The sequence below is a fragment of the Streptomyces sp. URMC 129 genome, assembly GCF_051386415.1.
In the GTDB taxonomy this organism is placed as follows: domain Bacteria; phylum Actinomycetota; class Actinomycetes; order Streptomycetales; family Streptomycetaceae; genus Streptomyces.
This window is the reverse complement of the sequence record NZ_JBPQTQ010000192.1, coordinates 1-7,876: the sequence shown is the minus strand read 5'-3', so window position 1 is coordinate 7,876 and position 7,876 is coordinate 1. Positions and strand designations below refer to the sequence as shown.

At 77.6% G+C, this 7,876-nt stretch carries 3 protein-coding genes; all 3 read left to right on the top strand.

Annotation, left to right across the window (positions count from 1 at the left end; all coding sequences use genetic code 11):
- Positions 1 to 166 precede the first annotated feature (166 nt).
- On the top strand, positions 167 to 1,432 hold the full coding sequence (lysA, locus tag ACSNOC_RS26180; RefSeq protein ID WP_436750047.1) for a diaminopimelate decarboxylase: 1,266 nt from the start codon (positions 167 to 169) through the stop codon (positions 1,430 to 1,432).
- Positions 1,433 to 1,528: 96 nt separating this feature from the next.
- Entirely contained in the window at positions 1,529 to 2,302 is a 774-nt protein-coding gene (locus ACSNOC_RS26175) for a thioesterase II family protein (protein ID WP_436750046.1), read from the top strand.
- 175 nt (positions 2,303 to 2,477) lie between these two features.
- On the top strand, positions 2,478 to 7,876 hold a 5,399-nt coding region (locus ACSNOC_RS26170), incomplete at its 3' end, for a beta-ketoacyl synthase N-terminal-like domain-containing protein (RefSeq protein WP_436750045.1).

Sequence of the window (7,876 nt, the reverse complement as noted above, 5' to 3'; positions counted from 1 at the left end):
GGGAGCCGGTGGGGGCCGTGGGCCGGTGAGGCGCCCCCGCCCCGGGCGGGCGGGCCGCCCCCGGGACGGACCCGTCCACCGTACGGACAGGTGTGCGCGGCGCGGGCGGGAAGGAGGAGGATCCCCGGTGGCACCCGATCACCGCCGGGGAAGGACTGCACCGACCATGACGAACGACCGTCTCCACGGCGCCCGCGCGCTCACCGGGCCCCGGCTGGCCCGGATAGCCGAGGAGTTCGGCACCCCGGTGTGGGTGTACGACGCGGCGGCGATCCGGCGGCAGATCGCCCGGCTGCGCTCCTTCGACGTGATCCGCTACGCCCAGAAGGCCAACTCCAACACCCACATCCTCCGCCTCGTGCGGGAGGAGGGCGTCCTGGTCGACGCGGTCTCCGCCGGTGAGCTGGACCGGGCCCTGGCCGCCGGATACGCGGTCGGCGGCCACGACGACCCCGTCGTCCTCACCGCCGACCTGCTGGACCGGACCGCGCTGCGGCGCGTCGTGGAGCTGGGCGTGCCCGTCAACGCCGGCTCGCCGCAGATGCTGGAGCAGCTCGGCGCCGTCGCCCCCGGCCACCGCGTGTGGCTGCGGATCAACCCCGGCTTCGGCCACGGGCACAGCCGCAAGACCAACACCGGCGGCCAGCACAGCAAGCACGGCATCTGGTACGAGCACCTGCCGGAGAGCCTGGAGCTGATCGACCGGTACCGGCTCGAACTCGTCGGCCTGCACATGCACATCGGCTCCGGCGTGGACTACTCCCACCTGGAGAGCGTCTGCGAGGCCATGGTGAAGCAGGTGCGGATGTGCGGCCGGGACGTCCGGGCGATCTCGGCGGGCGGCGGCCTCACCGTTCCCTACCGGCCCGGCGACGCCGAGATCGACACCGACCGCTACTTCCGGGTGTGGGACGCCGCCCGCCGCGACCTGGAGACCCACCTCGGGCACCCGCTGCGCCTGGAGATCGAGCCCGGCCGCTTCCTGGTGGCCGGGGCCGGCGTGCTGGTCTCCGAGGCCCGCGCCCGCAAGCCGATGGGCAGCAACCACTTCGTCCTGGTCGACGCGGGCTTCAACGACCTGATGCGGCCCGCGATGTACGGCAGCAGCCACCGGATCTCCGTGCTCGGCCCCGACGGGCGGCCCCGCACCCAGGGACAGCGCGAGACCGTGCTGGCCGGGCCGCTGTGCGAATCCGGCGACGTGTTCACCCAGACCGGGGACGGCGAGGTGTGGCCGGTGCCGCTGCCGCACACCGAGATCGGTGATCTCGTCGTCTTCCACGACGCCGGGGCCTACGGCGCGAGCATGTCCTCCACCTACAACTCGCGCCCGCTGATCCCCGAGGTGCTGGTCGAGGAGGAGGGCCGCCCGCGGCTCATCCGCCGCCGCCAGACCATGGCCGAACTCCTCGCGCTGGAGACCGGACTGTAGCGGAAGCGACCGATTCGGGCGGTTTCGCCCGCCAGCTGGGTGACGCAGGGTGTCCGGGGGAATACCCGGAGCAGGACCGCACACCTGGAGGAGCGCGTGACTGCTCGTCGGCCAGGCCGGACCCCGGCACCGCACACGGGGTGGACCCGCGTCACCACGCCCCGGCCGGAGGCGAGGGTCCGGCTGTACTGCTTCCCGTTCATGGGCGCCGCGGCCGGGTTCTACCTGCCGCTGGCGCACGCGCTGCCCGCCTTCGTGGAGACCTGCTCGCTGGAGACGCCGGGGCCCGGCGCCGGGGCCGGGGAGCCCACCGCCGACACCGTTCCCGCGCTCGCCCGGCAGCTCGCCGGGGCGATCGCCGGTGAGGCCCGGGGGGTGCCCGCGGCGTTCTTCGCCCACTGCTCCGGCGGGCTGCTCGCCTTCGAGACGGCGCGGGAGCTGGCGCGCCGGGGGCTGCCGGGGCCCGTGCTGCTGGCCGTCTCCGCGGCGTTCCCCCCGCACCTGTGGCACCGGCGGATGTCCGCGATGCGGTCGATGTCGGGCACGGCGCTGCTGCGGCTGCTGGCCGAGCTGACCGCCGACCGGCGGCTGCGCTCGGCGGGCGTCATGGCGCTGGCCAAGCGGGAGACGCTCGCCTACCTGTTGTTCGAGTGGTCCGAGGGGGAGCCGCTGGACTGCCCGTTCGCGGTCTTCGGCGGGCTGGCCGATCCCGTGGTGCCCCCCGCCCACCTGGAGGGCTGGGACGGGCACACCGCCGGCCCGACCACCACCCGGCTCTACCCGGGCCGCCACTTCTACCTGCTCGACCACTGGGCGCAGATCGCCCGCGACCTCGCGCACGACCTCGCCGCGGTCCTGCCCCGGAGCTGACCGGGCCCGGTCCGTCCCCACCCGGCGGCCTTCGGCGCCTTACGGGGCCTTGCAGCGCTTTCCTGCCCAATGCTTCTGCTTCGTCCGATCTGGGGGTTTGGCTCCTCTCCGGGGATTTCGGCCCGGCCCGTGGCGAAGACTCCCGGAGCAAGACCGTTTTCCACTGGGGGGCCCGATGGCTTCGAATACCGATCCGATCGCGATCGTCGGCGTGGGGCTGCGGCTGCCCGGCGGCGTCGACTCCCTGGACCTGCTGTGGGGGGCGCTCCGGGAGGGCCGGGACCTGGTGAGCGACCAGGTGCCGGCCGACCGTTTCGACACCGCCGCGTTCGTCGACCCGGCCGTCCGCAGGGCCGGCAAGTCCTACACGGGATCGGGCGGTTTCCTGGAGCAGATCGACTCCTTCGACGCGGACTTCTTCGGCATCGCCCCCAAGGAGGCGTCCCGGCTCGACCCGCAGCAGCGGCTGCTCCTCGAATGCGCCGTCGAGGCCCTCGACGACGCCGGGATCGCCCCGGCGGACCTGGCCGGCGGCGACACGGCCGTGCTGATGGGCGTCTCCAGCCACGACTACGCGAACCTCCAGGAGCGCCGCCTGCGCGCCTTCAGCCCCTACACCATCAGCGGCTCGGCCGCGTGCAACACGGCGAACCGCATCTCGTACGTGCTCGACCTGCGCGGCCCGTCCGCCGCCGTCGACACCGCCTGCTCCTCCGCCCTGACGGCCGTTCACCAGGCGTGCGAGGCGCTGCGTTCGGGCCGCAGCGGCCTCGCCCTGGCCGGCGGCGCGAACGTGCTGCTCAACCCCGCCGGGTTCATCGGCTTCTCGGCGGCCACGATGCTGTCGCCGACCGGCCGCTGCCACCCGTTCGCCGCCGGGGCCGACGGCTTCGTCCGCGCCGAGGGCGCCGGTGTGCTGGTGCTCAAGCCCCTCCCGGCGGCCCTCGCCGACGGGGACCGGGTGCACGCGGTGATCCTCGGCACCGCGGTGAACGCCGACGGCCGCACCCAGGGCCTGGCGCTGCCCAGCCCCGAGGCCCAGGCCGACCTGCTGCGGCGCGTCTACGGGGCGGTCGGCGTCCACCCCGACGACGTCGCCTACATCGAGGCGCACGGCACCGGCACAGAGGCGGGCGACCCGGTGGAGTGCGACGCCCTGGGCCGGGTCCTGGGCCGGGCGCGCACCGGGGAGCCGCTGCCGCTGGGGTCGGTGAAGTCGGCCGTGGGCCATCTGGAGGCCGCCGCCGGACTCGCGGGCCTGCTGAGCGCGCTGCTCGTACTGCGGGAGCGGTGGATCCCCGCGCCGCCGCGCACCGAGCCGACCAGCCCGGCCATCGACTTCGCCGGCCTGGGACTGGCGCCCGTGACCGCCGGCCGCCCGCTGCCCGGCGGCCGGCTCCCCGTCGTCGGGGTCAACTCGTTCGGGTTCGGCGGCGCCAACGCCCACGTCGTCCTGCGGGCCGCGCCCGGCGCGGCCGGCGCCGGGGACGGCGAACGGGCCGCCCCGGCCGCCGGGGCCGTGCCCCCGCGGCTGCCGGTGCTGGTCTCCGCCCGCACCCCGCAGGCGCTCACCGAGGCCGCCGCCCGGTGGGCCGAGCGGCTGGACGGCACCGACCCGGCCGGGTTCTACGACGTGGCCTGGACCGCCTGCCGGCGCCGGGGCCGCCACGAGCAGCGCGCCGTGGTGCTGGCGGCCGGACCGGCCGGGGCGGCGACCGCGCTGCGCGCCCTCGCGGCGGGCGAGACGCCCCCCGGCGCGGCCCGCGCCGCCGCCGTCGAGCGCGGCCGGGTGGGATTCGTCTTCAGCGGCAACGGCGCGCAGTGGCTCGGCATGGGCGCCGAACTGCTCGGCGCCGACCCGGCCTTCCGGACCGAGATCGCCGCCCTGGACGGCGAGCTGGCCCCCCTGCTGGGCTGGTCGGTGCTGGAGGAGCTGGCCGCGCCCGCCGACCCGGCGCGCGTGTCGCGCGTCGAGGTCGCCCAGCCGCTGCTGTTCGCCGTGCAGGCCGGGCTGGTGGCCGCCCTCGCCGCGCGCGGCGTCCGTCCGGCGGCGGTGACCGGGCACAGCGTCGGGGAGGTCGCCGCCGCCTACTGCGCGGGCGCCCTGGGGCGGGCCGACGCCTGCCGCGTCATCACCGAACGCAGCCGCGCCCAGGCCGCCACCGCGGGCCTGGGCCGGATGGCCGCCGTGGGGCTCGGCGTGCTGGAGGCGGAACGGCTGCTGGCGGACCCGGGCCTGGCCGGACGGCTCGTGGTGGCCGGGATCAACAGCGACCGGGACGTCACCGTCGCCGGGGAGGCCGGGGCGCTGGCCGCCCTCGGCACCGAACTGACCGGCCGGGGCGTCTTCTTCCGCGACCTCGGCCTGGACCACGCCTTCCACAGCCCGGGCATGGACGGACTGCGGGAGCCGCTGAAGGCGGCGCTGGCCGGCCTGACCCCCGAGGACGGCCGCGTCCCGCTGATCTCCACGGTCACCGGCGGCCGGGTCGCCGGGTCCGCGCTCGGCGCCGACCACTGGTGGCGGAACGTGCGGGAGCCCGTCCTGTTCTCCGCCGCCGTCCAGGCGCTCACCGGGCCCGGCGCCGGATGCGACGTCCTGGTGGAAATCGGCCCGCACCCCGTGCTGCGGACCTACCTGCGCCGCGTCGTCGCCGCCTGCGGCCACCCCGTCGCCGTCATCGACACGCTGTCCCGCACCGCCGCCGGTCCGGACGCGCTCGACGCCGCGCACGCACACCTGCTGGCCGCCGGGGCCGAGACCGACTGGTCGGCGTTCTTCCCCCGCCGGGGCCGCGTCGTGGACCTGCCGGCCTACCCCTGGCAGCGCGAGCGCCACTGGAACGGCGCCCCCGAGTGGTGGCTCGAAGGCTCCGCCGAGCACCGTCCGGCGGGCCCCACGCACCCGCTGCTCGGCCCCCGGCTGGCCACCGCGGGCCCCCTGTGGCAGCAGGAGGTGGAGCCCGGCCCGCTGGCCTGGCTGGCCGACCACCGGGTGGGCGCCGCGACCGTCCTGCCCGGCGCCGCCTACGTGGACATGGCCCTGGCCGCCGGGCACGAGGTGTTCGAGGGAGCCGCCGAGGTCACCGGACTGGCCGTCACCCGGGCGCTCACCCTGCCGTTCGACGACCCGGCGGCGCGGGTGCGCCTCCAGACGGCCGTCGCCGAGGACGGCGCCCTGTCCATCAGCAGCCACCGGGGCGGCAACGGCACCTGGACCGAGCACGCCCGCGGCCGGGTCCGCCGCCTGCTGCGCGACGCCCCGCCCGCCGTCGACGTCCCCGCGCTGCGCGCCCGGCTCACCGGCGAGTCCGGCGTCCGGGAGCACTACGAGGCGCTGGCCCGCGCCGGGCTGCCGCACGGCCCCGCGTTCCAGCCGCTCACCGGCCTGCGGGTCGGCGACGGCGAGGTGCTCGCCACCTACGCCGCCACCCTCGACCCGGCCCGCGGCCACCTCGCACACCCCAGCGTGGTCGACGGCGCGCTCCAGGCGGGGTTGCCGCTGCTGGCCGCCGCCGTGCGGGATCCGGTGCCGTTCCTGCCCGCCCGGATCGAGACCGTGCGCCGCTGGGGCCCGTTGCCGGAGACCGGCCTGGTGCACGTGAAGGCCCACGCGTTCACCGGCCACGAGGCGTGCTGGGACGTGCGGATCCTCGCCGCCGACGGCACCGTGGCGCTGGAGCTGCTCGGCTGCCGCCTGCGCCGCTTCGACGCCGGCCGCCGCCCGGAGCCCGCCGTGCTCACCGAGGCGCTCCGCGCCGCCCCGCTGCCCGGCACCCCGGCCGGGCGCTCCCCGCTGCCGCCGCCCGCCGAGGTCCTCGCCGCCTGCTCCGGCCGGCTCGGCGCCGCCACCGAGCGCTGGCGGGCCCACCCCTACGCCGCCACCCGGGCCCGGGCCCTGGAGCTGGCCGCGCACTTCACCGCCGCCGCGGTGCGGGAGCTGCTGCCCCACGGGGACGTCCACGGTGGCGACCCCGGGCCGGACTTCGGCCTGGAGGACCTGTTCGCCGCGGGCGCCGACCCCAAGCACGGCGCCCTGCTGCGCACGCTGTTCCGCACCGCCGTCGCCCAGGGCGTGTTCGCCACCGCCGGTCCGGGCCGCTGGCGCCTGGCCGTCCGCCCGGAGCCGTCCCGGCTGTTCGCCGCCACCGCGCGGGACTTCCCCGGCGACTGCGTCGCCATGCACGGCTACGGGGTGTGCGGCCGGAGCCTGGCCGGTGTACTGCGGGGCCGCACCGACCCGCTGAGCCTGCTGTTCTCCGAGACCGACGACCTCGCCTCCCGCTTCTACGACGCGACCGCCGTCACGCACTACCACAACCGGCTCGCGGCCCACCTGCTGGGCGCCGCCGTCGCCGACTGGCCGCGGGACCGGCCGCTGCGCGTGCTGGAGGTCGGCGCCGGCACCGGCGGCCTGACCGCCGCGCTGCTGCCGCACCTGCCGCCCGAGCGCGCCCACTACACGTACACCGATGTCTCCCCGGCGTTCTTCACGGCCGCCCGGGAGCGCTTCGCCGCCTACGACTTCCTCGACTTCCGGGTCCTGGACCTGGACGCCGACCCGGCCGGACAGGGCTTCGCGCCCGGCTCGTTCGACCTGGTGATCGCGTCCAACGCGCTGCACACCGCCCGCGACCTGACGGCCGCCGTCCGGCACGTCGCCGGCCTGCTCGCCGAGGGCGGGCATCTGCTCGCCCTGGAGAGCCACACCGTGGGGCTCATGGCGCCCGTCTTCGGCCTGCTGGACTCCTTCTGGTCCGCCACCGACACCGGCCTGCGCCCCGACGGGCCGCTCCTGCCCCGCGACGAGTGGCCCGCCCTGCTGCGCCGCTGCGGGTTCACCGGCACCGTCCAGACCGGCGACACCGCGGGCCCCGCCCGCGCCGACTACTCGGTGATCCTCGCCGCGCGCGGCCCGCGCCCGCCGCTGCCCGCCGGCGCACCGGCGGCCGGCTCCGGCGCGCACCCGGCCCGGGCCGGGGACGACGGCCCGCCCCGCACCTGGCTGGTCTGCGCCACCTCCGGGCTGCTGGCCGGGGTGCTGAAGGCGACACGCGACGCGCTGCGGGCCCGCCGCCCCCGCGACACCGTGTGCGAGGTGCCCGCCGCCGACGACCCCGCCCGCTGGACGGAGCTGCTCGCCGGGACGGCGGGGCCCGCCGACATCGTGCTGGCACCGCCCCCCGGCGCCCCCGGCGACCCGGCGGAGCAGACCACCGAGGAGGCGGTGCGGCAGCTCGCCGTCCTCGGCGCCCTCGCCGCCGCCTGCGAGCGCCTCCCGGAGGAGCGCGTCCCCGCCCTGTGGCTGGTCACCGACGCCGGGCGCGGCGCGCCGGGCGGCCCGCCGCCCGGCCCCGGCGCGGGCGCCGCCGCCTGGGGCGCGGTGCGGAGCCTGGCCAACGAGGACCCCCGGCTGGCCGCCCGCAGGATCGCCCTCGCCGGGCTCGACGGCCCCGCCGCCGCCACCGCCCTGGCCGCGCGGCTGACCGGCGAGCTGGCCGAGCGCCCCGACGACGACGAGGTGCTGCTCACCCCCGCCGGCCGCTTCGTCACCCGCGTCGGCCCCCTGACACC

What these genes read in the sequence shown, in the direction of transcription:
- lysA (WP_436750047.1), top strand. Translation starts at nt 167, where the DNA reads ATGACGAACGACCGTCTCCACGGCGCCCGCGCGCTCACCGGGCCCCGG.